Consider the following 26,590-nt stretch of genomic DNA (forward strand, 5'->3'; position numbering starts at 1 on the left):
TGCGCCCGCGTCATGGCGCTGTGTCGTTGTGCCTGCGGGCAGACTGCCCGCAGGCACACCGTCCGTCCGCCCGGCCATCAGGCCGGACGGACCGAGCCGTACGCCCCGCCCCGCCGGGCCCCGCTCAACCGCCCGACCGGGCCTCCGCCACGGCGAGGCCACAGACCGCCGCGAGCAACAGGGCCGTACCCGCCGACGTAGCCACGGTCAACCGCTCCCCGAGCAGGGTCACGGCGAGGACCGCCGCGGCCACCGGTTCGAGCAGCATGATCACGGACACCGTCGCGGAACGCACCACGGCCGCCCCGGCGAAGTACAGGGCGTAGGCGAGCGCCGTCGGCACGGAGGCCGTGTACGCCAGCAGGCCGACCACCGCGAGGTGGTGCGCCGTGTGCGGGACGAGCCCCTCGGCCGCGCCGAGCGGCAGCAGCACGAGCGCGGCGACGGCGAACGTGCCGACGGTCGTACCGAGTTGGTCCCCGGACCGGCCATGGCGCCCGAACCACCGCGTGAGCAGCGTCATCACGGCGTAACCGGCAGCCGAGACGAGCGCCCACACCACGCCCGCGGGCCGGGCGCCGACACCTCCGTCGCCCAGGATCAGCACCGCCAGGCCGCCGAGCGCGCCCGTGACGGCGACGACGCCGCCGCGGCCGAGCCGCTCCCCCATCGTCCACCGCGCCCCGAGCGCGATGAGCACCGGACCCGCGCCGAGTGTCACGACGGTGGCCACGGCGAGACCGGTCGCCGCGACGGCGGCGAAGTACGCGGTCTGGAACACGCTCAGGCACAGGCCGAGCACGGTGACGCGAAGGACAGCGCGGCCGAGGGGGCGGCCCGGACGCCCGCGGCCGGTGCGCAGGCGCCGCACCAGCCAGACGGCCGTCAGCAGCGCGAGACCGCCGGCGCACCGCCAGAACGACAGGGCGGCGGAGCCGAGATCGCTCAGCCGGAAGACGAGTGAGGCGGCACCGCCCGCGGTGCCCCAGGCGACACCGGCGACGACGAGGTACCACAGGCCCCGGGAGACCGACGGCCGGCCCGCCGACGGGCCGGAGGGGTCAGAGGGAAGGACCGGACCGACGGAGGCGGCGGCGGGACCAAAGGAAACAGAGGAATCAGCGGAAACAGCGGAAACAGCGGAAACGGACACGGCTGAGCCGCTCGGAACAGCTTGCGACACGTGGATCTCCACGGAAGGGGCCCCGCCGGAGCGGGAGCCGGGGACACGGACCGTCCTCGGCGGGCGGCCGTGTCCCCGCCCGGGACGTGCCCGGGCCGGGGATGCACGAAAGCGGCGGCCGCCCGCACCGGGCCCGGCAGGCGGATCCGTCCGGTCAGGGAGGATCGACGCGTGCCCACGGGCCGCACGGTGGTTCAGGCAGCACCGGCGGACCGGCACCGAGGGGTGACGGTCTCGCGGGCGGCCGGATTCACCGCACGTGCCCGGGTCCGGCCACGGCCCCGTCCGCCACTGACTCTGCGGATGCCGGAACCGGCCGGACAGGCCCTAGGGCGTGTTTTGAAAGTCCCGCCTGCCCCGCGACGCCCGGCACGCACGCTCGCGGCGTTGCCGAAGCGCCCGAATAGCTCCGCTATTAGGACGCTCCGGCGCCTTGCGATCGCACGCACCGGACGCCGCGGGGCCCGCCCTTCGGGCGGACGACGGGACTTTCAAAACACGCCCTAGACGGCCGGAGGCGGAAGAACGAGCGCGCGTGCATGCATGATCGACACCCTAGACCGCTCCGCCCGAGCGGGACAACGTGGTTTCCGGCGCCTCGGCCGTCTCGGCCCGTCCAGCGGATCGCCCGTCCTGCCCGGCCGGCGGCTCCGTCCCGGGCTTGGCTGACTGCGCGATGAACGCCCCGGCGAGCACCACCGCACCCCCCAACAGCTGCGGCGCCGACAGGTGTTCGCCGAGCAGCACCCACGCGAGGACCGTGGCGATGACCGCTTCGAGGCAGGCCACGACGCCGGCCACCTGCGGCGAGAGCCGCCGCACGGACACCACGCCGGTGAGGTACGCGACGACGGTGGCGAGCAGCACGATCCAGCAGAGCAGGAGCCAGGCGGGCACGGAGTCGCCGTTCATGGTGGCGTCGCCCGCGAGCACCGACCAGTCCATGCCCCAGGGGCGGGCGATGACGGTGAGCACGGCGGCACCGATCAGCAGTCCGTACGCGATGACCCCGAACGGATCGGGCACCTCGCCGCCGGCGGCCTCCGCGTCGCTGCCCTGGTCGGACAGGACGAAGTAGCCGACCTGGCAGCAGGCCGCGCCGAGCGCGAGGAGCAGCCCGAGGGCGTCGAAGCGGAGCCCCGCCCACACCTCGACCACGCACGCGAGCCCGCCGACGGCCAGCACCACGCCGAGCGCGGCGGCGCGGGTCACGGGCTTGCGCTGGACGAAGCGGACCCAGCCGAGGACGAGGGCGGGCGCCAGGTACTCGACGAGCAGGGCCACGCCGACGGGGATGCGGGAGATGGCGGCGAAGTAGCAGGCCTGCACCCCGGCGACGGCCAGCAGGCCGAATCCGAGGAGGAGCAGGGGCCTGCGCCGCACGAGCGCGCGGTGGCGCCAGGCGACGGGGAGCATGACGAGGGCCGCGCCGGCGACGCGCAGCCACACCACGGAGAGGGAGTCGAGCCCCGCCTCGATCAGTGGTTTGGCGGCGACGCCCGAACCGCCGAACGCGAGCGCGGAGATCAGGGCGAGCCCCAGACCGAAGCCGCGCCCGCCGGTTACCTGTTGCTTCTCAGACCCCTGTGACCCGTGCACCGGCACATCATGACAGGGGCGGTCAGGACCGTCATCCCCGATGACCCCTGTCTCACGGACCGGACGCCACGGTCCCGCCGAGCCCCGTCCACAGACTTACGGACCGGACGCCACGGTCCCGCCGAGCCCCGTCGACAGACGTGACGCGATCGCCCCCGCCGACCTCATCACACAGACCCGGCGCCAGAGACCCCCAAGGGCCCCCGCCGAGCCATGCCTCCCCCCGCTCCCCGCTCCCTCAGCCCAACCTCCACCGCAACCGCCCCACATCCACCCCGGCCCGCCCGAGCACCTCGACCGCGCGGCACTCCCCGTCCGCCGCGAGCGCCGCCAGGACGTCGACCCCGCGGGCCCGCGTCTCACCGCGCGCCGCGGCCCGCCCGGCCCCCGCCTCCATCGCCGCGGCGGCCTGCGGCGACCAGCCGAGGGCGCCGCCCGGGACGGGCACCGCGCCGGAGTCCTCCACGGCGCCCTGCCACCGCAGCCCGTACCCGATGCTGCGCTGCACGAGATAGCCGAGCAGCCGCGCGACCTGGCCGCCGTCGTCGAAGGCGGCGCGCACGTCGGCGTCGCTCTCCAGGAGCGAGTGGAGCAGGTGCGCGGTGTCGATCTGCCGGTCCGCGTCCCGCATCGCGCGCCGCCGGGCCCGCACGACGACCAGGGCCAGCTCGTCGCTGAGCGGCGCGTCGCCGAACGGAGGGGCTTCTTCCTGGGGATGGCCGTACGCGGTGGCGCCGGACGGGGTGGGACTCTGCACGTACCCCACCTCATCAGGCGGGATGTCCGGGAACATCCCCGGAGGGGAGCATCTTCGCGTCCGACACAAGGTGGGCAACGGCGCCCGGCGTCTCCTCCTCAGGGAGGAGGGCGCCCCACCGCAACCGCCACCCCCTCACCACTCGTCCGTCACAGACATGGAGAGCGGGTGCTGGCTCGTGGCCCTGCCCGCGAGCGACGGCAGGCAGTACGTGTACCGGGTGTACGCCCCGGACGACGCGCTCCTCGCCGACCTGTTCTGGGAGGCCTGGCACTGCCACGACGAGGGCCCGCACCCGCGCGCGTACGACCTGTTCGACGCGGCGCGGATCGAGCGCGTGGGCTCCACCGCCGCCGATATCTGACGGGTCATCAGTATTGAATGTTCGCGGCGGGGCGGTTACGTTCCGCGCCACCACGACCCGCACAGCTCTCTTCACGAAGGGGTGGCCGCATGGCCGAAGTCAGCGCGGAAGCACGCATGGAAGCACCCGTGGAGAAGGTCTGGGCGCAACTCACCGACTTCACCTCGTACGGGGAGTGGAACGCCACCCACACCGGCTTCCCGAAGGGCGCTCCCGCCTCACTGGAGGTCGGCGGGCAGTTCGAGGAGAACATGAAGCTGATGGGCTTCCCCGCCGAGGTCACCTGGACCGTCGAGGAGCTGGCGAGCCCCCGCACCCTCGCGATCCGGGGCAAGGGGCCCATGGGGGTGATCGTCGGCACGCGCTACACCCTCGTCCCGGACGGGAGCGCGACGACGGTCCGCGCCGACGGCGAGTTCACCGGCGCCGCCGTCTCGCTGATGGCGGGGAAGCTGAAGGACTCGGCGACGGCGGCCCTGCACGAGTCGCTGCGCCGGCTGGCCGGCCTGGTGGCCTGAGCCGCACCGGCCCACCCTCTTCCCCCGCCGGGCCGGTGCACGGACGAAGAGGCGCCCCGTACGTGTCGTACGGGGCGCCTCTTCCGCGCTCTGCCCTGTGGCTGGGCCCGCACGGGGCTCAGTCCTCGTCGGCGAGGATCAGGTACAGCTTCTTGCGCGCGTCGTTGATGACGGAGAGCGCCTTCTCGCGCTGCCCCTTGCTGCCGGTCTTCCAGACCTGGCCGAACGCCTCCATCAGACCGAAGCCGGCCTGCCGGATCTCGTTCATGGCCTCCCAGTCGACCCCGCGTCCGGCTTCCTCCCAAGGAGCCTCGGGCCCCTCCTCGGCGGCCGTGCGCCCGGCGTCGGTGAGCGAGAAGAGCTTCTTGCCGCCCTCGCTCGCGCTGGCGATGAGACCCTCGTCCTCCAGCAGCTGGAGCGTCGGGTAGACCGAGCCGGGGCTCGGCTTCCACGCGCCGCCACTGCGCTCGGCGATCTCCTGGATCATCTCGTAGCCGTGCATCGGGCGGTCCTTGAGGAGGGCCAGGATCGAGGCGCGCACGTCACCGCGGCGCGCTCGCCCCCGGGGCCCGCCACCGCGGCCGCCGCGTCCGCCCCAGGGTCCGGGGCCGCCGAAGCCCGGGCCGAAGGGCCCGAACGCCGCGCGCCGGCCGTCGAAGCCGCCGCGCTCGAATCCGCCCCGGCCCTCATGGCCGGGTCCGTGGTGTCCATGTCCGTGGTCGTGTCCGTGGGTACGCATGAGAATCAGTCCTTTCATCACTGCTCGTGCGGTTCGATGATCGCGATCATTGACCGATCGCGATGCCTCAACGATATATCGGAAGATGTCGTCTGGCAACCCTCTCTCCGTACGGGCCGAGAACGTCGCCCTTCCCCTCGGCACTCGCCCACCGACGTTCGCCTCGCTGCGCGCGATGAAGCCGGCGTCGACGCCGCCCGTGCCGTCGGCGTGGTCCCGCAGGGCGGCGACCATCCAGTCGTGCGGTCTCTCCATCCCGTCGCCGAAGGGGGCGTCCAGCCGCTGGTGGACTTCGGTGGCGGGACGGCGGCACCACGTTCCACTTCACCGACGAGCCGGAGGAGACCGTGCTGCGGCGGGCCTTCGACGCGGCACAGGGGCGTGACGTGCGGCTCGGCGGCGGCCCGGCCACGATCCAGCAGTACCTGCGCGCGGGCCGCGTCGACGAACTGCACCTGGTGATCGCCCCGCTGCTCGCGGGCCGTGGCGACCGGCTGCTCGACCACGTCCCGGACGGCGTCGCCGGCTACCGCGTCGCCGAACTCGTCAGCTCGGACGCGGTCACCCACGCCGTGCTCGTCCGCCGCTGACGCCGCCGGCGCGGCCCGGGAACGCGCGAGGATGCCACACACACCGGATTGGCCTTGGTCCGGCGCCCGGCGGCTGAACTACCGTCCCCGGCATGCGCATTCGTATCGTCGACGCCTTCACCACCCGCCCCTTCACCGGCAACCCGGCCGGGGTCCTCCTCCTCGACGCCTTCGCCGACGACGCCTGGCTCCAGAGCGTCGCCGTGGAGGTCAACCACGCCGAGACCGCCTTCGCGCACCCGCTGCCCGCGGGCGGCGAGGCGGACTGGGCGCTGCGCTGGTTCACCCCCGGCACCGAGGTCGACCTGTGCGGGCACGCCACGCTCGCCACCGCCCACGTGCTGCACTCGACGGGCGCGACCCGGGGCCCGGTCCGCTTCGCGACCCGCAGCGGCGTCCTCGTCGCCACCCCGGGCGACGACGGCTCCTACACCCTCGACTTCCCGACGGCGCCGCTCACCGAGGAACCGGTGCCGGCCGGTCTCGCCGAGGCGCTCGGCGCGCGGCCGCTGTCCGTGCACGACACCGGCGGCTCGGTGGGCGACCTGTTGGTCGAGCTGGCCGACGAGAAGACGGTCCGGGCCCTCACCCCCGACCTCGACGCGCTCGTCCGGGCCGGCGACCGCGGCGTCATCGCCACCGCCCCCGCCGAGGACCCCGCCCAGGGTCACGACTTCGTCTCCCGCTGCTTCTTCCCGCGGATCGGCATCGACGAGGACCCGGTGACGGGCAGCGCCCACACCGCCCTCGCCCCGTTCTGGGCGCCGCGCCTCGGCCGCACCCGCCTCACCGGCCTGCAGGCCTCGGCCCGCACCGGCCTGGTCGGCGCGGAGAGCGCACTTTGCTGACCGGCAGCGCGGTCACGGTCATCGACGGCACCCTGCACGCGTGAGCGCGCCGGTTCACGCGGTGGGCAGCCAGTCCACCTTGCCCGCGAGCAGCGCATATCCGACGAACGCCCCGATGTCGAGCAGCGAGTGGGCCACGACCAGCGGCCCGACCCGCCCCCAGCGCCGGTAGAGGAAGGCGAAGACGACGCCCATCGCGAGGTTCCCGAAGAAGCCGCCGATGCCCTGGTAGAGGTGGTAGGAGCCGCGCAGCACGGACGAGGCGACCAGCGCCGTGCCGGGCGTCCAGCCGAGCTGCCCGAGCCTGCGCAGCAGGTACCCGACGACGATGACCTCTTCGAGGACGGCGTTCTGCACCGCGGAGAGGATCAGCACCGGGTACTTCCACCACACGTCGGGCAACGCCTCGGGCACCACCGTGAGGTTGAAGCCGAGACCACGCGCCGCGAGGTAGAACGCGATGCCCGTACTGCCGATCACGGCGGCGAGCGCCGCGCCGCGCGCGCCGTCGTACCACGGCCGGCGGCGGTCGAAGCCGATCGTGCGCAGGCTCGCGCCCTCCCGCAGCAGGAAGTGCGCGACGAGGGCGACCGGCACCAGCGCGCTCGCGATCCCGAAGAGCTGCCAGGCGAGATCGAGCCACGGCCGTCCGGGGGCCGCCGAGGCGTTGAGCGTCGCCGCCTGGTCCTTCAGACCCCCGGGCTTCGTGACCGACCCGACGAAGCTGATCAGCGCCGACACCCCGCTCGCGCCGAGTGAGAGCCCCAGCACGAGCAGCGTCTCGTCCCGCAAGAATCGCCGCGAAAGCCCCTCACCGGGAGAAGATCCGGCCACCGTCCCCGCTTCCACCTGCACACCTGCCTTACTTGGGTAATCCCGCCGCATCCCCCGCGCCGCCCCACTAGGGTCTCGAATGCAGGTACGAAAGATCGCGCGCGACAGGCCAGGGGGGCGAGCGCCGCTGTCCGGCGCACCACACCTCCCTTGCTCCACCGCTTATATCGCAACTGCCTTTGCGGCTCAGGGAGGGGCTCCACCGTCATGGGACGTCACCGCAGCACGCCCGACGAGCACGGAAGACCCGCGGCGGCTCCGCGGCCCCGGTCGCGGGGCCGCTCGGTGGCCCTCGCGACGGCGCTCGTCCTGCTCGTCGCGGCCGGCACGGCCGTGGCCGTCCGCAGTGATCTGCTCGGGCTCGGCGACTCCTGTGCCGAGGCGGTCCACCTCGACGTCGTGGCCTCCCCCGACATGGCGCCCGCGCTGCGGGCGGCGGCCACCGCGGCCCGCGAGCAGAAGGTCACCTCGGACGGCAACTGCCTCGACGTCTCGGTGACCGCCCGCGACTCGTACAAGGTCGCCGGCGCGCTGCGCGCGAAGAAGGGCGGCCAGGGCTACCAGGTGTGGGTGCCGGACTCGGACCTGTGGCTCCAGCGTGTCGAGCAGGACGCCAAGGGCACCCCGGTGACCGCGGCCGGGAACGTCGCGACGTCCCCGATCGGCGTCGGCATGGTCCCGGCGGCCGCGAAAACGTTCGGTTGGCCCCGCAAGACGTACAGCTGGACGCAGCTGGCGGGCGCCGCGCTGGCGGAGGACCGGCTGCGGCTGGGCGCCGCCGACCCCGCGCGCAGCTCCACCGGGCTGCTCGCGCTCACCAAGCTGGCGGGCGGCGCGCGGACGTCCCCCGACGGCGACACCCGGGCCGCCGCCCTGGCGAAGACTCTCTCCCGGCGCACGTCCGACAGCGACGGACAGCTCCTCGAGACGGTGCCGCGCGACGACTCCGGCACCGAGCAGGGCAACCCGCGCCGCAACGAAGCACTGATCCTCTCCGAACAGGCCGCGTTCGCGCACAACGCCGAGGACGCCACCGGCAGCTCCCTCGACCTCTTCTACCCGAAGGACGGCTCACCGGAGCTGAACTACCCGTTCGCGCTGGTCGACGAGGACGCCCTGAGCACCGACGAGAGCCGCGCCGCGGTCCGCTTCATGACCCTGCTCAGCGCCCCGGCCGGGCGCGCGGTCCTGGCGCGGCACGGCTTCCGCACCGACGGCGGCGGCTCGCCCGGGGCGGTGGCGGCGCGGGCCGGCGCCCGCTCCCCGCAGCCGTACGCGGAGCCCGCCTCGCCCCCGGCCGGCGCCGAGGAGATCGAGGAGACCCTCGGCATGTGGACGATCACGGTGCAGAGCGCCCGCCTCACCACGGTCGTGGACGCCTCGGCCTCGATGGGGAATCCGGTGCCGGGCCGCGGCGAGTCCCGGATGGAGGTGACGAAGGCGTCGATGCTGGCGGCCCTGTCGACGTTCACGCCGGAGGACGAGATCGGCCTGTGGGAGTTCTCGACCCTGCTCGACGGCGACCGTGACTACAAGAAACTGGTGCCGACCGAGCGGCTCGGCGACCGGGCGGGCTCCGCCACCCAAGCCGACCGCCTCTCCGCCGCCTTCCGCTCGCTGCGGCCCGTGCCCGGCGGGGCGACCGGCCTGTACGACACGACGCTCGCCGCCTACAAGGAGGCGACGGCGTCGTACCGGAGCGGCGCGTTCAACGCCGTGGTCGTGGTGACCGACGGGGTCAACGAGGACCCGGGCTCGCTCTCCCGCAGCAGCCTCGTCTCCCAGCTGGAGACCCTCTCCGACCCCGAGCGCCCGGTCCCGCTCATCGTCATCGCCGTGGGCCCGGCCACCGACAAGGACGAGATCGAGCAGATCGCCGGGGCGACCGGCGGCTCGGGCCACCAGATCAGCGACCCGGCCGACATCCAGCAGGTGATCCTGAAGGCCATCGTGCAGGCGGGCACCCGGGGCGGCTGAGCGGCGTCAGCCGAGCGGGACCGCGGGCTCCGGCAGCCCGACGGGCCAGGTGTGCACCGGCTCGCCCAGGTGCATCAGCTCGGCGTATCGGCGGGTGGTCGCCGCGAGCGCCGCCTCGCGCTCCAGTCCGCTCTCCAGGGCCCGGTGGTACGTCGCCGCCTGCCAGGACGCCCCGTTCATGCGCCGTGCGCACCGCTGCTCGATCACTCCCAAGTAGTGGTCCCGGTCGGCGGGTTCGACCCCCCAGGCGTCGAGCCCGGCCGCCGCGAGCGGCAGCAGTTCGTCCCGGACCAGGGTGGTGGCCGCCACCTGCTCGGTGCCGCCGAACCGGCCCCGGCGCGGCCACTCAAGGCGGGCGTCGATCCCCTCCCGGCAGGCGGTCTCGAAGTTGCGGGCCGCCGCCTCGAAGGGGAGCCGCGACCAGACGGGCCGCGCCTCCTCCGCCAGGGCCCGTACCAGCCCGTAGTAGAAGGCGACGTTGGCGATGACGTCGGTGACGGTGGGTCCGGCGGGCAGTACCCGGTTCTCGACGCGCAGGTGCGGGACGCCGTCGGCGACGTCGTAGACGGGCCGGTTCCAGCGGTACACGGTGCCGTTGTGCAGCACGAGTTCGGCGAGGCTCGGCACCCCGCCCTTGTCGAGCACCTCCAGCGGCCGTTCCTCGTCCACGATCGGCAGCAGCGGCGGGAAGTACCGCAGGTTCTCCTCGAAGAGGTCGTACGCCGAGTCGATCCACCGCTCCCCGAACCAGGTCCGCGGCCGCACCCCCTGCGCGGCCAGCTCGGGCGGGCGGGTGTCCGTCGACTGCTGGAACAGCGGCGGCCGCGACTCGCGCCACAGCTCGCGTCCGAAGAGGAACGGCGAGTTGGCCCCCATCGCGATCTGCACCGCCGCCACCGTCTGCGCCGCGTTCCACACGGCGGCGAACCGGTTCGGAGTGACCTGGAGGTGCAACTGCACGGACGTGCACGCCGCTTCCGGCACGATCGAGGAAGAGGTGCAGGTCAGCCGCTCGACCCCGTCGATGTCGAGGGCGAAGTCCTCCCCGCGCGCGGCGACGATCGACTCGTTGAGCAGGGTGTAACGGTCGACGTCCGAGAGGTTCGCCGAGACCAGGTCGTCCGCCTGCAACGTCGGCAGGATGCCGATCATCACGATCCCCGCGTCGACCTCGTTCGCCTTGCGGTGGGCGTAGCCGAGGCCCGTGCGCAGCTCCTCGGCGAGCTGGTCGAGAACGCGGCCGCCGAGCCGGTGCGGGGCGATATTCACTTCGAGATTGAACATCGCGAGTTCGGTCTGGAAATCCCGGCTCGCGATCCTCTCCAGTACTTCCGCATTCATCATCCTCGGCATCCCGTCGGGCCCGGCGAGATTCAGTTCGATCTCCAGCCCCATGAGATTCTTGGGCCGGTCGAACCGCTTCTCGTCCAGCAGCCTCCCGAGGCCCGCGAGGCACTCCTGCACCTTCTGCCGGTAGGCCCGGCGGTCGGCCCGGCCGACCGCCGCCGCAGCGACCTTCTCCCCCATGGGAGCATCCCTCCTCGCATGGGCAGCCCGACGATCCGGCCGCATGTCACGGTGGATGATGCCCAACCGGTGTGATCGAAACGCCCCGCGCGGGTCCGCGGAGCAGTACGCTCGATGCAGTTACCCGGCGGCACATTCCTTAGGCATGGGGCCTTTTACAGATTCACCTGGGAGGGCCTGGTGAAAAACGCCGACGAGTATCAGCCGACCGCCCGATCGGGCAACGCCGAGGTCATGCGGTCAAGGCTCCCATAAAATCGGGCGGGCGCCGACAAAACACCGCCGGAGCGACGGCCGAATAGCTCCTTGCGCACCCACGCGGCTCTGGTAGCGGAAACACCGTGTGAACATATGTCGTATAAACTCCGCGGACGGACGGAGAGTTGGCCCCCGTTTCGAGGCCCCGCCCCCTCTGATCCGCGTCACGTCGCGCTTTTCCGCGTACCCGCAGCAGACAGCGCCGTCCGCTCGTCCCGCACCGCCCTCGCACCACGTGCCTGTCGAATGAGAGGCGACCCACCATGCCGCTGCATGTCCCCCCGGCTCCAGCGCCTGCCCTGCGCAGCGTCCTCGCGGCCCTGAGTTCTCCCACCGCCGTCCGTGAGGCCCGCACCCCGTCCCTGCGCGCCGCGCAGGGACCAGCAAGTCCCGAACTGCCTTTGCCGGTCTACGAGTTGGACCGCATCACCGAGACCACCGGCCGTCCCACCCCCGCCCGCCTGACCGGCTGGCGCTTCCTGGTCCGGTGCGCGGACCGGGCGGTGGCGGCCGCCGACACCATGCTCACCCCGGACGGCTGGGCCTTCTCGCACTTCTTCGAGGGTCCGTACATCACCTCCACCGAGCGCGCCCTGCGCCAGGCGGAGTCGTTGCCGGGGACCTACCAGCCGCGCCTGCTCTCGGTGCCGGAGCTGTACATGCTCACCCTGTGGCTGCACGGCGACCCCACGGCCGACCCGGCGAGCGGCGATCCGGCGGCCGACGACATCCTGGTCCCGCTCGCCCCGGCGCCCCCGGGCATCGCGGCCTACCGCCCGCACCGGGTGGCGGAGCTGCTGCCGGTCCTCGCCCTGCGGCTGACCTCGCCACGGGCCGCCCTGCTGGCCTGAGCCGACCGGAGGGAACCACGCCTCTCAGAGCTGTGCCCCGCGGCATCCGACCGCGGGGCACAGTCCTGCCCGGGCGGACTAGTCCGCTCAGGCCACCCCGAACCACCCGAAGAGGCCGGGCAATTGAGCTGAACCGCCCGCACGGGTGATGCGTCTTGCTCAAGTGAGGACCGCTGCAAGGAAATGCCTGCGGATCGACGCCCGCAGGGCAACACTGGGTTCCGACCGACTGAAAACGGGGGGCGGCCATGGACATGACTTCCAGCCGCAGCACGGACGCCGACATCATCGAGATCACTACGCAGCGAAAGTACCCAGCCATGTGCCAGCACCAGCCATCGTGCCCGACAGCAGACTCCGCGGACAGGGAGGCCGCCCTCCCCGTGGCTCACCACCCGGAGCAGGGCTGGAGCCTCCTGTGCAACGGGGTGCTGCTCTTCGAGGACACCGGCGAACTGCTGCCCAACGGCACGGTCATCGCCCCGCACCGCCCGCTGGCGCCGGTGGTGACGGCGGCGTAGCCGCTGTGCCGCGCCGAGGGCCGCGCGGTCGGCCGCGCGGCCCTCGGCACCTCCCTCACGCCTCGTAGGCGTCCAGGGGCGGGCACGAGCACACCAGGTTCCGGTCGCCGAACGCCTGGTCGATACGGCGCACCGGCGGCCAGTACTTGTCGGAAGCGCTGACCCCCGCGGGGAAGACACCCTCCTCGCGGGTGTACGCGTGCTCCCACTCCCCGCCGAGCATCCCGGCCGTGTGCGGCGCGTTCCGCAGCGGATTGTCCTCGACCGGCCAGGCGCCGGAGGCGACCCGCTCGACCTCGCCGCGGATGGCGATCATCGCCTCGCAGAACCGGTCCAGCTCGTCGATGTCCTCGCTCTCGGTCGGCTCGATCATCAGCGTCCCGGCGACCGGGAACGACATGGTCGGCGCGTGGAAGCCGTAGTCGATGAGGCGCTTGGCGATGTCGTCGACGGTGACGCCGGTCGCCTTGCTCAGCGGCCGCAGGTCGATGATGCACTCGTGCGCGACGAGCCCGCCGGGCCCGGTGTAGAGCACGGGGTAGTGCGGTTCGAGCCGCTTGGCGATGTAGTTGGCGGAGAGCACCGCGACCTGCGTCGCCCGCTTCAGCCCCTCACCGCCCATGAGCCGCACGTACGACCACGAGATCGGCAGGATGCCGGCGGAGCCCCACGGAGCGGCCGAGATCGGTCCGACACCGGTCTCCGGTCCCGCGGCCGGCTGCATCGGGTGGTTCGGCAGGTACGGGGCGAGGTGCGCGCGCACCCCGACCGGGCCGACACCGGGGCCGCCGCCGCCGTGCGGGATGCAGAACGTCTTGTGCAGGTTCAGGTGCGACACGTCGCCGCCGAAGTGCCCCGGCTTGGCCAGGCCCACCAGCGCGTTGAGGTTCGCGCCGTCGACGTACACCTGGCCGCCGGCGTCGTGCACGGCGGCGCAGATGTCGGCGACGTGCTCCTCGAAGACGCCGTGCGTCGACGGGTACGTGATCATGAGGACGGCGAGCTGCTCCGCGTGCTGCTCGATCTTGGCGCGGAGGTCCGCGACGTCGATCTCGCCGTCGTCGGCGGTCTTCACGACGACGACCTTCATCCCGGCCATCACGGCGCTCGCCGCGTTCGTGCCGTGGGCCGACGACGGGATGAGGCAGACGGTCCGCTGCGCGTCCCCGTTGGCCCGGTGGTAGCCGCGCACGGCCAGCAGCCCGGCCAGCTCGCCCTGCGACCCCGCGTTCGGCTGGAGCGAGACCTTGTCGTACCCGGTGACCTCGGCGAGCCGCTCCTCCAGCTCGGTGATGAGCGTGAGGTAGCCCTGCGCCTGCTCGGCCGGCACGAAGGGGTGCAGCTGCCCGAACTCGGGCCAGGTGACCGGCTCCATCTCCGTCGTCGCGTTCAGCTTCATCGTGCAGGACCCCAGCGGGATCATGCCGCGGTCGAGCGCGTAGTCGCGGTCGGCGAGCCTGCGCAGGTAACGCAGCATCGCGGTCTCGGAGCGGTACTGGTGGAAGACGGGGTGCGTCAGGATCTCGTCGGTGCGCAGCGCCGCACCGGAGAGCACGTCCGCCGTCGCGGCGTCCAGCGCCTCGATGTCGGCCTCGACGCCGAACGCGCTCCACACGACGTGGAGCCGGTCACGCGTGGTGGTCTCGTCGCAGGCGACCGACACGTGGTCGGCGTCGACCAGGCGCACGTTCACCCCGCCCTCCCGGGCGGCGCGGACGACCTGGGCGGCCGTGCCCGGCACCCGGACCGTCACGGTGTCGAAGTACGTCCCGTGCACGACCTCGGCGCCGCCCGCGGTCAGACCGGCGGCGAGCAGCGTGGCGTAGCGGTGGGTGCGGCGCGCGATGGAGCGCAGGCCGTCCGGCCCGTGGTAGACGGCGTACATGCCGGCCATGACGGCGAGGAGCACCTGCGCCGTGCAGATGTTGCTCGTCGCCTTCTCGCGACGGATGTGCTGCTCCCGCGTCTGCAGGGCGAGGCGGTACGCCTTGTTGCCGTCGGCGTCGACGGAGACGCCGACGAGCCGCCCGGGCAGGGACCGCGCGAACTTCTCCCGTACGGCCATGTAACCGGCGTGCGGGCCGCCGAAGCCCATCGGGACGCCGAAGCGCTGGGTGGTGCCGACGGCGATGTCCGCGCCGAGCTCGCCGGGCGAGGTCAGCAGCGTGAGGGCGAGCAGGTCGGCGGCGACGGTGACGACGGCGCCCAGCTCGTGCGCCTGGTCGATCACGGGCTTGATGTCCCGCACGGCACCGGAGGCGCCCGGGTACTGGAGGAGCACGCCCACGACGCCGCGCTCGGCGACCTCGGCGGGGATGCCGTCGCCCAGGTCGGCGACGACGATCTCCACACCGGTCGGCTCGGCGCGGGTCTCTATGACCGCGCGGGTCTGCGGCAGCGCGTCGGCGTCCACGAGGTAGACGCCGTCCTTGACCTTGCCGACGCGCCGCGACAGCGCCATCGCCTCGGCGGCCGCGGTGCCCTCGTCGAGCAGGGAGGCGCCGGAGGTCGGCAGCCCGGTCAGCTCGGCGACCATGGTCTGGAAGTTGAGCAGGGCTTCGAGGCGGCCCTGCGAGATCTCCGGCTGGTACGGCGTGTAGGCCGTGTACCAGGACGGGTTCTCCATGACGTTGCGCAGGATGACGGGCGGGGTGAACGTCCCGTAGTACCCGAGCCCGATCATCGAGCCGAGCACCTCGTTGCGGTCGGCGAGGGCGCGCAGCTCGGCGAGGACCTCGGCCTCGGTCCTTGCGGCGGGCAGCTCCAGCGCCTCGGCGCTCTTGATCACGTCCGGCACCGCGGCCGCCGTCAGCTCGTCGAGCGAGCCGTAGCCGACCTGCGCGAGCATCTTGGCCTGCGCGGCGTCATCCGGACCGATGTGGCGCTGCTCGAAGGGGATGCCCTGCTCCAGCGCGGAGAGCGGAGTACGGTTGGCGGTCATTGCGGAGGCCTCCTGGTCAGTGCGACCTGCGAGGGGCACCACGGCGTGGGTGCCCGGACGGCCTCCCCCTCTGTCATCTCAACCTGAGAGCTTCACCGGCCCGCCCGCACGATCGCGCGGCGCGCCGGCTTTCACCGTCGGTGAGGGCGGACTACGTGCACCCGCCCTGCTTTCCAGAGTGACCTCGTCCGTGCGGTACAGGGGCCTGAGAGATTCCGGGGAGGATTTGCTCCTTCGGCGCCTCCGACGACTTCCGGAGACTCTCCCGCACGGGGTCAGCAGCCGTTTGCCAGCCTACCAGCGGCGTCATCGGGGAATCCCTCGAGTGGCCGCCTTCCCCAATGTGCTCTTTCGTAGTGCTTACAAACGAGTTGCGACCTCCGGGAGGGCCCGTGCAGACCGACATCGATCCGCGCACCTTGATCGGCCGCAAGGCGTTCGACCGCACCGGAAGCAGACTCGGCACGATCGACGAGGTCTACCTCGACGACGCCACGGGTGTACCGGAGTGGGCGGCGATACGCACCGGCCTCTTCAGCCGCGACGCCTTCATCCCGCTGGCCCCCAGCGAACTGGTCGACGGCACCCTCCGCGTCCCCTTCGAACGCGCCCTGGTCAAGGACTCCCCCGATTTCGGCGTGGGCCGCCACCTCTCGCCCGAGCAGGAGCTCCAGCTCTACCACCACTACGGCCTGGCCCTGCCGTCCCCGGGGGCACCGGAGACACCCGACGTCCTGTTCGGCCGCATCGCGGGCACGGAGCCGACCGAGCCGAGCCCCTCCGGCGATTGAGGAGCGGGTCCGGGGCGGAGCCCCGTGTCAGCGGCGCCCGCACCTGCTCTACGCCTCCGCCTCGCCGCGGCCGGCGCCCGGTTCGACCAGCGGCAAGGGCTCCCCGGGTTCCAGCGACGGATCATCGACGAGAAACGTCCGCACCCGCCCGGGCCCCGCCGCGTACGGCGTCTCGAACCGCACGGTCACCCGCCCGAGCCCGCTGCCCTGCACCCACCCCGGCCCGTATTCGGCATGGCGGACATCGTGCCCCGCCATCCACCGCCGCTCGGGCACCGGCTCGGCGGCCACCTCGACGGCCGCGACCGGCTCCTCCCCCGCCCCGACGGCCTCCCCCGCGGGCCGGTCCTCCTCCGCGGCTGCGGCCTGCGCGAAGAGGTCCTCCTGCGTGTAGTCGGCGAGGCCGCTCACCCCGACCCCGAGCAGCCGCACCCCGCCGGTCGTGTCGACGGACTCCAGCAGCCGCGCGGCGGCCTCCCGCACCACTCCCGGGTCGTCCGTGGGCCCACGCAGCGTCTCGGAGCGCGTCAGAGTGGAGAAGTCGTAGCGCCGCACCTTGAGGACCACGGTCCGCCCCGACCGCTCGGCCGCCCGCAGCCGCTCCACGCAGCGGTCGGCCAGCCGCTGGACCTCCGCACGGACCCGCACCCGCTCGTGGATGTCCACGTCGTACGTGTCCTCGACCGAGACCGACTTGGAGTCCCGCTCGGCGACGACGGGCCGGTCGTCGTGGGCCAGCGCCATCGCGTACAGGTGCGCCCCGTGCGACTTCCCCAGCAGCCGCACCAGCTCGTCCTCGCCCGCCCCGGCGATCTCCGCGACCGTGAGGATCCCGGCCCGCCGCAGGTGGTCCCCGGTGGCCGGCCCGACCCCGGGCAGGATGCGCACGGACTTCGGCCCGAGCAGCCCCCGCTCGGTCCCCGGCCGGATCAGCACGAGACCGTCCGGCTTGGCCTCCTCCGACGCGATCTTCGCCAGCATCTTGGAGGCGGCGAGCCCCACGGACCCGGTCAGGCCGGTCACCCGCCGGATGTCCGCCCGCAGCCGGTGCCCCACGGCCTCCGCGGACGCCTCGTCCCAGGCCACCTCACCGGCCTCCAGATCGACGAACGCCTCGTCCAGGCTCAGCGGCTCCACCAGCGGCGAGAGCCCCCGCAGCAGCCCCATCACCTGCTCGCTGATCTCCCGGTACAGCCGGAACCGCGGCACGAGGTACGCCGCATGGGGGGCGAGCCGCCGCGCCTGGCCCATCGGCATCGCCGAGTGCACCCCGAACCTGCGCGCCTCGTACGACGCGGTCGCCACGACACCTCGCGGTCCGAGCCCGCCGACGACGACCGCCTTCCCGCGCAGGCTCGGCTTGGCCGCCTGCTCCGCCGAGGCGTAGAAGGCGTCCATGTCGAGATGCAGAATCGTCGGACCGTTCCTCACCCCACCGATGCTGCCCTACGCCACTGACAACCCGGCCGCGCGGCGCTCACCCGGCGCGGTTGCGCCGCCTCGCCAGCTCGTCCGCGGGATTGGGCCGCACCAGTGTCTCCCCGGTGTCCAGGCGCTCCCCGTGCAGCTGCGACAGGGCCCGCTCCACGTCCTGCCAGACCACGCCCACCGCGATCCCGAAGATGCCCTGTCCGCCCTGGAGCAGATCGTGCACCTCGGCCGGTGACGTGCACTCGTACACGGTCGCGCCGTCGCTCATCAGGGTCATGCGCTCCAGGTCCGCGAAGCCCCGCTCCCGCAGGTGCTGTACGGCCGTACGGATGTTCTGCAAGGAGACGCCCGTGTCCAGGAACCGCTTGACGACCTTGAGGACCACGACGTCCCGGAAGCTGTAGAGCCGCTGTGTGCCCGAGCCGTACGCGGCCCGTACGCTCGGCTCGACCAGACCCGTTCTGGCCCAGTAGTCGAGTTGCCGGTACGTGATGCCGGCCGCCGCACACGCGGTGGGTCCCCGGTACCCGACATCCCCCTGCTCGGAAGCCGCTTCGCCGCTCTCCCCCGCCACCGCAGACAATGCCTGCGGGCGCTGCGGAGTGTGATCGGCCGCGCTGCCGTGAAACGAGTACGGACCGCCCGTCGCCGTACCGTCGCCGCTGCTTCTCACGCCGACCTCCTCTTTGACCTGCCTTCTCGACGGTAGGCAGTCACAAGGGGTGCGTCAACGAACGCCACACTCGCCACGCCGAGTGATAATCACCCTAGGAGTGGTTTCCCGTGTCCCACCGCGGGGAAAGGCTAGCTGAATGCGCGGAGGCGGCCGCCCGGGAGCGACCGCCTCGTGGTCAGGGAGCGCCGGTCACTGGCTGTTGGTCCCGAAGTCCTCGGGTGAGATCTGGTCGAGGAACTCGCGGAACTTCTCCACCTCGTCCTCCTGCTCGTCCGGGATGGCGATCCCCGCGTCGTCCAGGACCCCGTCGCTGCCGAAGATCGGCGTCCCGGTGCGCAGCGCGAGCGCTATGGCGTCCGACGGGCGGGCGCTGACCTCGACGCCGCTTGCGAACACCAGCTCCGCATAGAAGACACCTTCCCGCAGGTCGGTGATACGGACTTCCGTGAGCTCCTGTCCGACCGCTTCCAGCACGTCCTTGAACAGGTCGTGCGTCAGCGGACGCGCGGGAGCCATGCCCTGCTGGGCGAAGGCGATCGCGGTCGCCTCCCCCGGTCCGATCCAGATGGGGAGGTAGCGGTCGCCTCCCACTTCACGCAGGAGCACGATCGGCTGGTTGGAGGGCATTTCCACCCGGACACCTACGACGTCGAGCTCGTTCACACAGCAACCCTAGGACGTGCCCGGCCGGTTTGGGTAGTCGGGCATCCGCCGCGGGCCGGGCCCACGGCGCTCGCCCGCCCCGCGATCAGGGCAGACGCACCCCGAGTGCAGTCTGCACCAATGCCGCGTGCAGCCGCACGGTGAGGCCCGCCAGTTCCTTGGCCCGGGCCTGCGCCAGGGCTCTGGTCTGCGGATTGCGGTGCACCTTGAGCGGCGCGACCACGGAGTCCACCAGAGCGGCCTCCCGGTCCGCGGCCGCCCGCATGACCCGCAGGTGCCGCGGTTCGATACCGAACCGGCCGAGTTCACCGATGAGCTCGGCCACCGACACCGACGCGGCGTCGTAGCCGCCCTCCGGCAGCGGGACGACGAGCCCGTACGACTCCCACTCGTCGAGCTCGTCCTCCTCGATGCCCACGGCGGCCAGCAGCTCGTCCCGGCCGATGCGCACGGCGGTGGGAGCCGCCTCGGCGTCGTCCAGGGCGTCACCGGGCCGCCCAGGGGCCGGTACGGGCAACGCCTCGCCCGGTTCCAGAGCGTCGAGCTGCTCCTTGATGACCTTCAGCGGCAGGTAGTGGTCCCGCTGCATCCGCAGGACGTGGGCGAGCCGCTCGACGTCGTCCGGGCTGAACTTGCGGTAGCCCGAGGGCGTCCGCTGCGGCTCGACGAGGCCCTCGGACTCCAAGAACCTGATCTTGGAGATGGTGACCTCGGAAAACTCTTCGCGCAGCACGTTCAGTACGGTGCCGATGCTCATCAGCCGACTGTCCGCGGTGGCGGTACCCGTTCCGGTACCGCCCCTCGGTGTGTGAAGCATGGACCTTCCTGAAGGTTCGGGGTCAGATGCCTCGCTGGCTCGCGTAGAAGACCAGCCGGTACTTGCCGATCTGCACCTCGTCGCCGTTGTTCACCGTCAGCGAGTCGATCCGCTCCCGGTTCACGTACGTGCCGTTGAGGCTGCCGACGTCGGAGACGGTGAACGAGCCGTCCTGCTGGCGACGGAATTCCACGTGGCGGCGCGACACGGTCACGTCGTCCAGGAAGATGTCGCTCTGCGGGTGGCGGCCCGCCGTGGTGAGGTCGCCGTCCAGCAGGAACCGGCTGCCCGAGTTCGGTCCGCGGCGCACCACCAGGAGCGCCGAACCCAGCGGCAGCGCGTCGACCGCGGCCTGCGCCTCGGGCGACAGGGTCGGCAGCTGCGTCTGGCCGGTGGCCTCGGGGTCGTAGGACTCCAGACCCGAGATGGAGATCGTGGACGTCGTCTCGGACGGCCCCTCGGGGACCGCTCCGCCGCGCAACGGCGCACCACAGTTGGAGCAGAACCGGCTGTTCTCGCCGTTGCGGTTCCCGCACCTCGTACAGACCATGGCCGACATGGACGGATCCTCCTGCCGCGGCTGCCCACCAGGGGCATGGGACGCGTACGGGCCGGAACCGGACCCTTGACCCGTACCTGAGGTCGACGGTTCTCCGAAACCTATGCGGCCGGAACCGGCAGGGTCAACAGACGACGCGCCGCGGCCCGACGGGTCGCCACCGATCTGGTCCCGGAACAGCGGGCGCTCGCCCACCTGCGTCTCCGGCACGTCTCCCTGGCGCGACGCACGATGACGGTTGTCCTCACGCGCGCTCTTGCCGAACAACTTCGCAAACAACTTCACGGGCGATTCCCCTTGACCGAAACAGACCCGCCCGTGGGGCAGGACGAACCCTGACTGCACACATCGGCGTACTTCATGGACACGGACATCCTCACAACGTCCGGATCCGCCAAACAGTTTCCACCACGCACCCCGTATCGGGTGCGCCGACCCCCCGCAACCTCATGCCCTCGCACGACATCCCCCATGCGCCCGCCCCCCACTATGAGGACGACCGAGCGTAGTCAGGCTGTCGCGCGGCTCGCAAGGCGTCCACGACGATCTTCTCCGACCGGCTCACAGCCACCGTGGCCTGCTCTTTCTCCAGCGTCTGCACCACACCTCCAGGGATGTTCAGGGCCGGTTCGAGGTCCTGCGGCTTGCCGATGACCTTGAAGACGTACGGCTGGCCGATCTTGTGCCCGTCCACGCTGACCCCCTTCCCCCCGCTCCCGTCCGTCAGATACGTACCGGCCACCACGCGCACGTCGTTGACCTGGATCGCCTCGGCGCCCGCCGCGCGCAGCTCCTGCACCGCGTCGAGCAGCATGTCCGGCTCGACGGCCCCCTTCGTGTCGGTGACCGTCATGGTGATCCCGGGGCCCTGCGCCGCCACGGTGCCCGCCAGGATGCCGAGCTGCCGCTCCTTCTCGACCGTCTGCTTGCGGGCCTCCTCGGCCTGGTCCGAACTGTTCTCCAGCTCGGTGCGCTGGTCCTCAAGACCCTGCTTCTCATCTTCCAGACGCTGAGTCCGGTCGTCGAGTTCATCGAGGATGCGCACGAGATCTTCTTGTCGCGCACCTCGCAGGGCGCTGTTGTCGCTGGTGGACCGCACCTGGATGGCGAGTCCGAGGCCCAGGACGAACAGCAGCACGGCGACGGTGAGTTGCGCCCGCGACACGCGCGGCGGCCACAGACCCTGCGCGAGCCGCTGCCGCCCGGTCAGCCGGTCCTCGCCGTCCGGCCCGTCCGCACGGCCGGATCCGTCCCCGCCGGCCTGGTCCGCCGGCGGCTCCGCCCCGGTCCCCCGGGCGCCGCCGGCCACCTCGGCGGGCAGCTCCTTGCGCAACCGGTGAGCCGGCTCGCCCGCTTCCCCGTTCCCGGGGTTCTCGCCCTGTTCCGCGTTCATCGGCCTCACGCCCGGAAGACGTGCCGGCGGATCGCGGCAGCGTTGGAGAAGATGCGGATGCCGAGGACGACGACGACCCCGGTGGACAGCTGCGCGCCGACGCCCAGCTTGTCGCCCAGGAAGACGATGAGCGCGGCCACCACGACGTTCGACAAGAAGGACACGACGAACACCTTGTCGACGAAGATCCCGTCCAGCATGGCGCGCAGCCCGCCGAACACCGCGTCGAGCGCCGCGACCACGGCGATCGGAAGGTAGGGCTCGACAACCGCCGGAACCTCGGGCCGGACGAACAGCCCGACCACGACTCCCACGACGAGACCCAGTACGGCGATCACGATGTGCCCTTCTGCTCTGCTCTCGGCTGTGCTGTACGAACGATCACGCTGGGTGCGGCGGGGAGCCGGATGTCGTCCTGGGCCGAGATGCTGGTCCGGATCCCGAAGTTCTCCTGCAGGGCGTGCAGATACAAGCCGTCAGGACTGTTCTGGAACCGGGTGCTCAGCCGCTGGCCGTCCCCCACCGCGAGCACCGTGTAGGGCGGCACCAGCGGCTTGTTGTCGACCAGTATCGCGTCACCCGCGGCCCTGATCGCGGACAGGGCGGTGAGCCGCTGCCCGTTGATGCTGACGGCCTCGGCACCCGACTGCCACAGGCCGTTGATCACGCGCTGCATGTCCCGGTCGCGCACCCGCCCGGTGTCGGAGAATCCCGCGCTCTCCCGGGGCCCGCCGCCGCCACCGGACTCGGCGGACTTGGCGTCGTCGACGACGAGCTTCACGCCGGGGCCGTGGACCGCGAGCGCGCCCGACAGCACGCCCGTCAACTCGCCCTGCTCACCGCCGTGTTTGCGCAGCGCCTCGCGCTGCATGTTCCCCACGTCGGTGCGGAGCGAGTCGACCCGGCCCTCCAACTTGTCGGCGGACGAGGTCTCCTGCTCGATGCGGTCGATGAGCTCCTCGCGCTCCTTGGCCACGACCGGCGCGGCGACCCGGGCCTGCGCGGCTCCGACCGTCACCACGAGCGCGGCGAGCACAAGGCCGGCCGCCAGTCCCAGCTTCGCGCGCAGCGTCTTCGGCAGTCCGCTCTGCCCCGACGCCCGTCTGCGGGCCGCGGCTTCCGCGTACCCGTCGTCCAGGCTGTGGTCCATGACGTTGGTCAGCAGCGACATGGAGGCGTCCGGGCGCGCAGGACGCTTGGGGGTGCTCCGAACGGGGGGCTGCTGCGGCATGCCGCACATCGTCGCACGTCGCGGCCGTTACCTCCGAATGGCCCCGTCCGGCGTGCCGGTCGGCGCCCCCGCGGGGACGCCGACCGGTCGGGGCGAGGACTCAGCGGCCCGCGCTGTCCACCACCGCGGACCACTCGTCGAGCAGTTGCTGCGCGGAGGCGTCGTCGGGGCCCTCGGCCCACAGATGGGTGACGGCCTCGGCCGGGTCGGGCAGCACCATGACCCACCGGCCGTCCGCCTCGACCACGCGCACCCCGTCGGTGGTGTCCACGGACCGATCGCCGGCCGCCTCCACGACGCGCCGCATGACGAGGCCCTTGACCGCCCACGGCGTCGCCAGATCCCGCTTGAGGACGTGCGCCCGCGGGATCCGCGCGTCGATCTGGCTCAGTGTCAGCTGCGTCCGCGCGACGAGCCCGATCAGCCGCACGAAGGCCGCCGTACCGTCGAACACGCTGCTGAACTCCGGCACGATGAAGCCGCCGCGGCCGTCCCCGCCGAAGATCGTCTCGTCCTCGCGGCCCACTCGCGTCAGGTCGTCGGGCGACGTGTTCGTCCACTCGACCTGCGTCCCGTGGTACGCGGCCACCTGCTCGGCGATACGCGTCGTCGTGACCGGCAGGGCCACCCGCCCGCTGCGCCGCTCGGCGGCGACGAGGTCGAGCATCACCAGCAGCGCACGGTCGTCCTCGACGATCCGCCCCTTCTCGTCGACGAGCGAGAGCCGCTCGCCGACCGGGTCGAACCGGACACCGAAGGCGGCCCGCGCCGAGGCCACGATCTCGCCGAGCCGGACGAGCCCGGAGCGCCGGGCGTCGGCCGTCTCGGTGGGCCGCGACTCGTCGAGCCCGGGGTTGATGGTCAGCGCGTCGACGCCGAGCCGTCCGAGCAGGCTGGGCAGCACCAGGCCGGCGCTGCCGTTGGACGCGTCGACGACGACCTTCAGCCCGGCGTCGGCGACACCGGTCGTGTCCACGTTGCGCAGCAGGGACCCGGTGTACGAGTCGAAGACGCTGGACGGGAAGTGCAGGTCACCGATCTCGCCGGGGAACGCCCGCCGGTACTCCTGGCGCGCGTAGACCCGGTCGAGCTTGCGCTGGCTGCCCTGCGACAGGTCGGCGCCCCGCTCGTCGAAGAACATGATGTCGACGGAGTCCGGCACCCCGGGCGTCGTCCGGATCATGATGCCGCCGGCGCTGCCGCGCGCCGTCTGCTGCCGGGCCACCGGCAGCGGCACGTTCTCCAGGTCCCGTACGTCGATGGCGCTGGCCTGCAAGGCGGAGATGACGGCCCGCTTGAGCGCGCGCGCACCACGCGAGTGGTCACGGGCGGTGGTGACGGTCGACCCCTTCTTGAGGGTCGTCGCGTAGGCGCCCGCCAGCCGCACGGCGAGTTCGGGTGTGATCTCCACGTTCAGGATTCCGGAGACGCCGCGCGCCCCGAACAGGTGGGCCTGGCCGCGGGACTCCCAGATCACCGACGTGTTGACGAAGGCACCGGCCTCGACCGTCTTGAACGGGTAGACCCGTACGTTGCCCTGGACGATCGATTCTTCGCCGACCAGGCACTCGTCGCCGATGACGGCGCCGTCCTCGATCCGTGCGGCGCGCATGATGTCGGTGTTCTTGCCGACGACGCAGCCGCGCAGATTGCTGTGCTCACCGATGTAGACGTTGTCGTGGACGACGGCCTTGTGCAGGAAGGCCCCGCTCTTCACGACGACGTTCGAGCCGACGACGGTGTGTTCGCGGATCTCCGCGCCCGCTTCCACCTTGGCGTAGTCACCGATGTAGAGCGGGCCGCGCAGCTCGGCGTCGGGGTGCACCTCGGCGCCTTCGGCGACCCAGACTCCCGGGGAGATCTCGAATCCGTCGAGCTCGACGTCGACCTTGCCCTCCAGGACGTCGGCCTGCGCCTTGACGTAGCTCTCGTGCGTGCCGACGTCCTCCCAGTAGCCCTCGGCGACATAGCCGTAGATCGGCTTGCCTTCCTTCATGAGCTGCGGGAAGACGTCTCCGGACCAGTCGACGGAGGTGTCGGCCTCGACGTAGTCGAAGACCTCGGGCTCCATCACGTAGATGCCGGTGTTGACCGTGTCCGAGAAGACCTGACCCCAGGTCGGCTTCTCCAGGAAGCGCTCGACCTTTCCTTCCTCGTCGACGATGGTGATGCCGAATTCCAGCGGGTTGGGGACGCGCGTCAGGCAGACGGTGACGAGCGCGCCCTTTTCCTTGTGGAAATTGACGAGTTCGGTGAGGTCGAAATCGGTCAGGGCGTCGCCGGAGATGACCAGGAACGCATCGTCCTTCAGCGCTTCCTCAGCGTTCTTCACACTGCCGGCTGTGCCGAGTGGCTTCTCCTCGTTGGCATAGGTGAGCTCCATCCCGAGCTCTTCGCCATCCCCGAAGTAGTTCTTGACCAGTGAGGCCAGGAACTGCACAGTGACCACGGTTTCGGTGAGCCCATGCCGCTTGAGCAACCTGAGCACGTGCTCCATGATCGGCCGGTTGGCCACCGGCAGGAGCGGCTTGGGCATACTCGAGGTCATGGGGCGAAGGCGGGTGCCCTCGCCTCCAGCCATCACGACGGCCTTCATGTCGGAAGCGTCCTCCTTGCAAGAGTCGACGGTCCGACCGACTACGCCCGCCCGATAACCCCGCACGCGCCGCGGCGGGGTCCTCCGGCTTCACCTGATGCCCAATGGGCGAGCTCAATCGGCCTTGGAGTCCGCCTTGACAAGTCGGCGGACTTGGACCACATACAGGATCCCTGCCCACCAATACAGCGTTGTACCCCATCCAGCGAACGCCCATCCGAAAATAGCAGCGAGTTCGTGGATCCACCCGCTCCCGTCGCTGAGCAGCAGGAGCGGGAACGCGTACATGAGGTTGAAGGTCGCCGCCTTGCCGAGGAAGTTCACCTGCGGCGGCGGATAGCCGTGGCGCCGGAGGATCCCCACCATGACCAGGAGGACAAGTTCACGCGCCAGCAGTATGGCGGTCAGCCAAAGGGGAAGAATGCCGCGCCAGGTCAGCCCGACCAGGGTCGACAGGATGTACAGCCGGTCGGCCGCGGGGTCGAGGAGCCGGCCGAGGTTGCTGATCTGGTTCCAGCGGCGCGCGAGCTTCCCGTCGAGATAGTCGCTGATCCCGCTGAGCGCGAGCACCAGCAGTGCCCAGCCGTCGCTCTTGGGGCCGCCGAACTCAGGCCTGAGGATGAGCCACAGGAAGAGCGGTACGCCGACGAGACGCGCCATGCTGAGGATGTTCGGGATGGTGAGCACCCGGTCCGTCTGGACACGGGTCTCCTGGACCTCCACCCGGGGGCCTCCTGTGGGGAAACGAGCCAACGATGCCTCATGACTTTACCCTCAGCCCGGCCGGCCTCGGACACGGGGTCTCCACAAACGCAGAAAACCCCTGTCCGTTAACCCGGACAGGGGTTTTCTCTACAATTAGTTCGGCGGCGTCCTACTCTCCCACAGGGTCCCCCCTGCAGTACCATCGGCGCTGTGAGGCTTAG

The 26,590-nt window shown here is 71.7% G+C and carries 24 protein-coding genes, 1 pseudogene and 1 riboswitch; of the genes and pseudogenes, 8 read left to right on the forward strand and 17 right to left on the reverse strand.

The features are described 5' to 3' along the window. Window positions 1–124: 124 nt before the first annotated feature. From ACIBW6_RS34475 to ACIBW6_RS34485, 3 genes are all read right to left on the reverse strand, one after another. Window positions 125–1,018, reverse strand: a complete 894-nt coding sequence (locus ACIBW6_RS34475; RefSeq protein ID WP_399066858.1) for a DMT family transporter — start codon at window positions 1,016–1,018, stop codon at window positions 125–127. Between the two features lie 720 nt (window positions 1,019–1,738). Further along, a complete protein-coding gene (locus tag ACIBW6_RS34480) occupies window positions 1,739–2,788 on the reverse strand; it encodes an EamA family transporter (protein ID WP_399066822.1) in 1,050 nt (349 codons plus the stop codon). Between the two features lie 232 nt (window positions 2,789–3,020). Beyond that, complete coding sequence (locus tag ACIBW6_RS34485; RefSeq protein ID WP_399066860.1) at window positions 3,021–3,548, reverse strand: Clp protease N-terminal domain-containing protein; 528 nt, start codon at window positions 3,546–3,548, stop codon at window positions 3,021–3,023. A gap of 148 nt (window positions 3,549–3,696) precedes the next feature. Between ACIBW6_RS34485 and ACIBW6_RS34490 the strand changes: the two genes are divergently transcribed. Both ACIBW6_RS34490 and ACIBW6_RS34495 read left to right on the forward strand, forming a co-directional pair. Further along, a complete protein-coding gene (locus ACIBW6_RS34490; protein WP_399066823.1) occupies window positions 3,697–3,903 on the forward strand; it encodes a hypothetical protein in 207 nt (68 codons plus the stop codon). A gap of 89 nt (window positions 3,904–3,992) precedes the next feature. Continuing rightward, window positions 3,993–4,421 carry an SRPBCC family protein gene (locus ACIBW6_RS34495; protein WP_399066825.1) on the forward strand — a complete coding sequence of 143 codons (429 nt, stop codon included), beginning with the start codon at window positions 3,993–3,995 and terminating at the stop codon, window positions 4,419–4,421. Window positions 4,422–4,539: 118 nt separating this feature from the next. On the opposite strand, the gene ACIBW6_RS34500 is transcribed toward ACIBW6_RS34495, so the two are convergent. Next, window positions 4,540–5,160, reverse strand: a complete 621-nt coding sequence (locus tag ACIBW6_RS34500; RefSeq protein WP_399066827.1) for a PadR family transcriptional regulator — start codon at window positions 5,158–5,160, stop codon at window positions 4,540–4,542. A gap of 347 nt (window positions 5,161–5,507) precedes the next feature. On the opposite strand from ACIBW6_RS34500, the gene ACIBW6_RS34505 reads away from it, so the two are divergent. Continuing rightward, window positions 5,508–5,750: a dihydrofolate reductase family protein gene (locus ACIBW6_RS34505; protein ID WP_399066829.1), complete on the forward strand. Its 243-nt coding sequence runs from the start codon at window positions 5,508–5,510 to the stop codon at window positions 5,748–5,750. A gap of 92 nt (window positions 5,751–5,842) precedes the next feature. Continuing rightward, window positions 5,843–6,642: pseudogene (locus ACIBW6_RS34510) on the forward strand (PhzF family phenazine biosynthesis protein). Between the two features lie 10 nt (window positions 6,643–6,652). On the opposite strand, the gene ACIBW6_RS34515 reads toward ACIBW6_RS34510, so the two are convergent. Then, window positions 6,653–7,453: a CPBP family intramembrane glutamic endopeptidase gene (locus ACIBW6_RS34515; protein ID WP_399066831.1), complete on the reverse strand. Its 801-nt coding sequence runs from the start codon at window positions 7,451–7,453 to the stop codon at window positions 6,653–6,655. Between the two features lie 186 nt (window positions 7,454–7,639). Here ACIBW6_RS34515 and ACIBW6_RS34520 point away from each other — a divergent pair, with 186 nt between their 5' ends. After that, entirely contained in the window at window positions 7,640–9,409 is a 1,770-nt protein-coding gene (locus ACIBW6_RS34520; protein ID WP_399066832.1) for a substrate-binding and VWA domain-containing protein, read from the forward strand. 6 nt (window positions 9,410–9,415) lie between these two features. On the opposite strand, the gene ACIBW6_RS34525 is transcribed toward ACIBW6_RS34520, so the two are convergent. Then, entirely contained in the window at window positions 9,416–10,936 is a 1,521-nt protein-coding gene (locus ACIBW6_RS34525) for a glutamate-cysteine ligase family protein (RefSeq protein ID WP_399066834.1), read from the reverse strand. A gap of 521 nt (window positions 10,937–11,457) precedes the next feature. Between ACIBW6_RS34525 and ACIBW6_RS34530 the strand changes: the two genes are divergently transcribed. Together ACIBW6_RS34530 and ACIBW6_RS34535 are read left to right on the forward strand one after the other, a co-directional pair. Next, a complete protein-coding gene (locus tag ACIBW6_RS34530; protein WP_399066836.1) occupies window positions 11,458–12,045 on the forward strand; it encodes a hypothetical protein in 588 nt (195 codons plus the stop codon). A 320-nt stretch (window positions 12,046–12,365) separates the two neighbouring features. Beyond that, on the forward strand, window positions 12,366–12,566 hold the full coding sequence (locus ACIBW6_RS34535) for a DUF5999 family protein (protein ID WP_399066862.1): 201 nt from the start codon (window positions 12,366–12,368) through the stop codon (window positions 12,564–12,566). Window positions 12,567–12,621: 55 nt separating this feature from the next. Here the strand turns inward: ACIBW6_RS34535 and gcvP are convergent, their stop codons facing one another. Next, on the reverse strand, window positions 12,622–15,507 hold the full coding sequence (gcvP, locus tag ACIBW6_RS34540) for an aminomethyl-transferring glycine dehydrogenase (RefSeq protein ID WP_399066838.1): 2,886 nt from the start codon (window positions 15,505–15,507) through the stop codon (window positions 12,622–12,624). A 183-nt stretch (window positions 15,508–15,690) separates the two neighbouring features. Next, window positions 15,691–15,785, reverse strand: a riboswitch (glycine riboswitch). Window positions 15,786–15,899: 114 nt separating this feature from the next. Between gcvP and ACIBW6_RS34545 the strand changes: the two genes are divergently transcribed. Then, window positions 15,900–16,298 carry a PRC-barrel domain-containing protein gene (locus ACIBW6_RS34545; RefSeq protein WP_399066840.1) on the forward strand — a complete coding sequence of 133 codons (399 nt, stop codon included), beginning with the start codon at window positions 15,900–15,902 and terminating at the stop codon, window positions 16,296–16,298. A 48-nt stretch (window positions 16,299–16,346) separates the two neighbouring features. Here the strand turns inward: ACIBW6_RS34545 and ACIBW6_RS34550 are convergent, their stop codons facing one another. From ACIBW6_RS34550 to ACIBW6_RS34595, 10 genes are all read right to left on the reverse strand, one after another. Continuing rightward, window positions 16,347–17,729 carry a DNA polymerase IV gene (locus ACIBW6_RS34550; RefSeq protein WP_399066842.1) on the reverse strand — a complete coding sequence of 461 codons (1,383 nt, stop codon included), beginning with the start codon at window positions 17,727–17,729 and terminating at the stop codon, window positions 16,347–16,349. A 46-nt stretch (window positions 17,730–17,775) separates the two neighbouring features. Beyond that, window positions 17,776–18,402 (reverse strand): MerR family transcriptional regulator, encoded by a 627-nt coding sequence (locus ACIBW6_RS34555; RefSeq protein WP_399066844.1) that lies wholly within the window; start codon window positions 18,400–18,402, stop codon window positions 17,776–17,778. A 192-nt stretch (window positions 18,403–18,594) separates the two neighbouring features. Further along, complete coding sequence (locus tag ACIBW6_RS34560; protein ID WP_005475662.1) at window positions 18,595–19,068, reverse strand: bifunctional nuclease family protein; 474 nt, start codon at window positions 19,066–19,068, stop codon at window positions 18,595–18,597. Between the two features lie 85 nt (window positions 19,069–19,153). Then, window positions 19,154–19,885 carry a MerR family transcriptional regulator gene (locus ACIBW6_RS34565; protein ID WP_399066847.1) on the reverse strand — a complete coding sequence of 244 codons (732 nt, stop codon included), beginning with the start codon at window positions 19,883–19,885 and terminating at the stop codon, window positions 19,154–19,156. Between the two features lie 22 nt (window positions 19,886–19,907). After that, window positions 19,908–20,867, reverse strand: coding sequence for an FHA domain-containing protein (locus ACIBW6_RS34570; protein WP_399066864.1), 960 nt, complete (start codon window positions 20,865–20,867; stop codon window positions 19,908–19,910). A 64-nt stretch (window positions 20,868–20,931) separates the two neighbouring features. Next, on the reverse strand, window positions 20,932–21,837 hold the full coding sequence (locus tag ACIBW6_RS34575; protein WP_399066849.1) for a DUF881 domain-containing protein: 906 nt from the start codon (window positions 21,835–21,837) through the stop codon (window positions 20,932–20,934). Window positions 21,838–21,842: 5 nt separating this feature from the next. Then, window positions 21,843–22,175: a small basic family protein gene (locus tag ACIBW6_RS34580; protein ID WP_031069011.1), complete on the reverse strand. Its 333-nt coding sequence runs from the start codon at window positions 22,173–22,175 to the stop codon at window positions 21,843–21,845. Further along, window positions 22,172–23,077 (reverse strand): DUF881 domain-containing protein, encoded by a 906-nt coding sequence (locus ACIBW6_RS34585; protein ID WP_399066851.1) that lies wholly within the window; start codon window positions 23,075–23,077, stop codon window positions 22,172–22,174. The genes ACIBW6_RS34580 and ACIBW6_RS34585 overlap by 4 nt, the downstream gene beginning before the upstream one ends. Window positions 23,078–23,168: 91 nt before the next feature. Continuing rightward, window positions 23,169–25,664, reverse strand: coding sequence for a sugar phosphate nucleotidyltransferase (locus ACIBW6_RS34590; RefSeq protein WP_399066854.1), 2,496 nt, complete (start codon window positions 25,662–25,664; stop codon window positions 23,169–23,171). A gap of 114 nt (window positions 25,665–25,778) precedes the next feature. Continuing rightward, window positions 25,779–26,387, reverse strand: coding sequence for a CDP-alcohol phosphatidyltransferase family protein (locus ACIBW6_RS34595; protein WP_399066856.1), 609 nt, complete (start codon window positions 26,385–26,387; stop codon window positions 25,779–25,781). Window positions 26,388–26,590: the final 203 nt, after the last annotated feature.

Origin of the sequence: Streptomyces sp. NPDC049813 (assembly GCF_044465085.1) — a bacterium.
In the GTDB taxonomy this organism is placed as follows: Bacteria; Actinomycetota; Actinomycetes; order Streptomycetales; family Streptomycetaceae; genus Streptomyces.

Excerpts from the sequence above, each read along its gene's own strand:
- ACIBW6_RS34590 (WP_399066854.1), bottom strand. The coding sequence starts at position 25,664 with ATGAAGGCCGTCGTGATGGCTGGAGGCGAGGGCACCCGCCTTCGCCCC.
- ACIBW6_RS34495 (WP_399066825.1), top strand. The coding sequence starts at position 3,993 with ATGGCCGAAGTCAGCGCGGAAGCACGCATGGAAGCACCCGTGGAGAAG.
- ACIBW6_RS34535 (WP_399066862.1), top strand. The coding sequence starts at position 12,366 with ATGTGCCAGCACCAGCCATCGTGCCCGACAGCAGACTCCGCGGACAGG.
- ACIBW6_RS34565 (WP_399066847.1), bottom strand. The coding sequence starts at position 19,885 with ATGCTTCACACACCGAGGGGCGGTACCGGAACGGGTACCGCCACCGCG.
- ACIBW6_RS34500 (WP_399066827.1), bottom strand. The coding sequence starts at position 5,160 with ATGCGTACCCACGGACACGACCACGGACATGGACACCACGGACCCGGC.
- ACIBW6_RS34525 (WP_399066834.1), bottom strand. The coding sequence starts at position 10,936 with ATGGGGGAGAAGGTCGCTGCGGCGGCGGTCGGCCGGGCCGACCGCCGG.
- gcvP (WP_399066838.1), bottom strand. The coding sequence starts at position 15,507 with ATGACCGCCAACCGTACTCCGCTCTCCGCGCTGGAGCAGGGCATCCCC.
- ACIBW6_RS34520 (WP_399066832.1), top strand. The coding sequence starts at position 7,640 with ATGGGACGTCACCGCAGCACGCCCGACGAGCACGGAAGACCCGCGGCG.
- ACIBW6_RS34490 (WP_399066823.1), top strand. The coding sequence starts at position 3,697 with ATGGAGAGCGGGTGCTGGCTCGTGGCCCTGCCCGCGAGCGACGGCAGG.
- ACIBW6_RS34575 (WP_399066849.1), bottom strand. The coding sequence starts at position 21,837 with ATGAACGCGGAACAGGGCGAGAACCCCGGGAACGGGGAAGCGGGCGAG.
- ACIBW6_RS34530 (WP_399066836.1), top strand. The coding sequence starts at position 11,458 with ATGCCGCTGCATGTCCCCCCGGCTCCAGCGCCTGCCCTGCGCAGCGTC.
- ACIBW6_RS34585 (WP_399066851.1), bottom strand. The coding sequence starts at position 23,077 with ATGTGCGGCATGCCGCAGCAGCCCCCCGTTCGGAGCACCCCCAAGCGT.